The organism is Xenorhabdus sp. Sc-CR9 (assembly GCF_963897815.1).
Classification (GTDB): Bacteria; Pseudomonadota; Gammaproteobacteria; order Enterobacterales; family Enterobacteriaceae; genus Xenorhabdus.
The window spans coordinates 1-1,819 of sequence record NZ_CAWQTY010000050.1 but is presented as its reverse complement, the minus strand read 5'-3'; the positions used below and the strand labels follow the sequence as shown (position 1 = coordinate 1,819).

Genomic DNA, 1,819 nt, shown 5'->3' with positions numbered 1-1,819 from the left:
GCTGCTAAGCAGCAGGGGTTCAATTTCCATGAACACTTCTCGACTAATGTCACTGGCATAAATTTTTCTCATCCCCGTAGTTTATATGAAAAATCGTTCTGGTTTAAAAAAATTCTGAATAGGTTCTTAGTGGTAATTCTGCGTTGCTTAGTTGGATGCTATTGCCAGATAACCCTTTAACAACAGAATTATTCGGGCTCATGTCACAAGTGATTATGAGCCTGCCGCCAACACCGGATACTACGGCATTTCATGCAGAAGCGTTCTTTTGTGAGAAAACACATCGCCTTGTGTTGTGTGAGATTGCATGTCGTCCCGGTGGAGCTGGGCATGTACCTGTGTACGAAATGGCATTTGGCTTGAACTTGTATAAAGAAACACTGCTTGGTCAGGCAGGGCTTCGCGCTCAAGAAACGTATCAACATATTTATCCTCAGGCGATGGCAGGGTTTGCCTGGTTTCCTCCCAAAGAGGGGGTATTTCGTTATGCACCAAATAGTTGTGCTGTTTCTGGCATTGTTGATTATCAATTAATGGCGAATGCCGGTAGATATTATCAGGCTCCCCGCTCGATTTCAGATCACATTGCCAAAGCATTTGCTTTGCAGCCGACTGATTGTGATCCTGCCGGAGTGATTACTGAAATTGATGATTGGTGGAAAACTAATGCAATTTGGTGGGATGAAGGAAGAGAGTAAAACAAATTACTCGGGGAAAGCCTGATAGATTTCAAGTGATATGTCGTAGCCGATAAAGCACCAACTTGAAAGATAAAAGGTATATTTTATTTTCATGTTTTATGGGTAGGAAATAAATGGCGATACAACGGGTATCAAATAGTTGGTTTACGGAAATAACAAAACATTTGAAAGCGCATTGGCAAGATCGTGAAATTGGTTTGTTAATTGATTGTTCAGATAGTCTGGATGCGTTGAAAAATTTGAAGTTCGAACTGCAAATATGTGGTGCCAAAATAAAAGCGTTAATATCTGTGTCAGATGAAGTATGGCGGCCTGAAGGGGTATTGTGTTGGCATATGGTTAATATTGAAAAATATCCTCTGTCAACGTTATTGCAAAAGGAATTTGTTTGTATCAAACATTGGTTGGATAAAATTGATCCAGAAAAAAATATCACTTTCTTAGGGGGAGTGAGGTTAGCGCTTTCTCCATTAGCAAACCGACCTGTTTATGGTTGTCAAAGGCCTGAATGGGCAAAATTTGAAGATAAGACTTATATTGATGAAAATTTTCGTCGATGGGGAATTAATACACCGCCTTATAAAATAATTGCACCTGATTTTGATGATGCTGTAGCTGCATTTTGCCTTCTTAATAAAGGTAAAGGTGTTATATTGGCTGCCGATAGTTCAAAGTCATTTCATGCAGGTTCAGCAGGTTTGGCTTGGGTTAAGGATCATCATGAACTTGTTAAGGCGTTGGATAAATTCCACGATCAAACTGAAAAACTTCGTATGGCTGAATTTATACAAGGAATTCCATGCAGTATTCTGGCGATGGTTTTGCCCAAAGGGGTTGCTGTTTTTGATCCGATAGAAATATTGACGGTTTTTGAAAAAACAACTAATCAGCTTTTGTTTTGTGGTTCATCAAATCGTTGGCGGCCAGGAAAACATGCCGAAATTATGCGAGATTATACCCGGTTAACGGGAGAAAAACTGGCAGAGGAGGCCAGGGCACGAGCATACTTTGATTAACATTCAGCCAAAGAAAACTTGGGCGCGGTAATCATCACACCAGCTGGCTTTTTTAAGCTTATTTCTTTGGCTTGGTGCCCCGCAATCACATTGCTTGACCAT

The 1,819-nt window shown here is 40.5% G+C and carries 2 protein-coding genes; both read left to right on the top strand.

All coding sequences use genetic code 11. The features are described 5' to 3' along the window. The first annotated feature begins 200 nt into the window (after positions 1–200). Positions 201–698 (top strand): hypothetical protein, encoded by a 498-nt coding sequence (locus AACQ81_RS02735; RefSeq protein ID WP_237388453.1) that lies wholly within the window; start codon positions 201–203, stop codon positions 696–698. A 338-nt stretch (positions 699–1,036) separates the two neighbouring features. Further along, entirely contained in the window at positions 1,037–1,717 is a 681-nt protein-coding gene (locus tag AACQ81_RS02730) for a hypothetical protein (RefSeq protein WP_237388452.1), read from the top strand. The last annotated feature ends 102 nt before the right edge of the window (positions 1,718–1,819 follow it).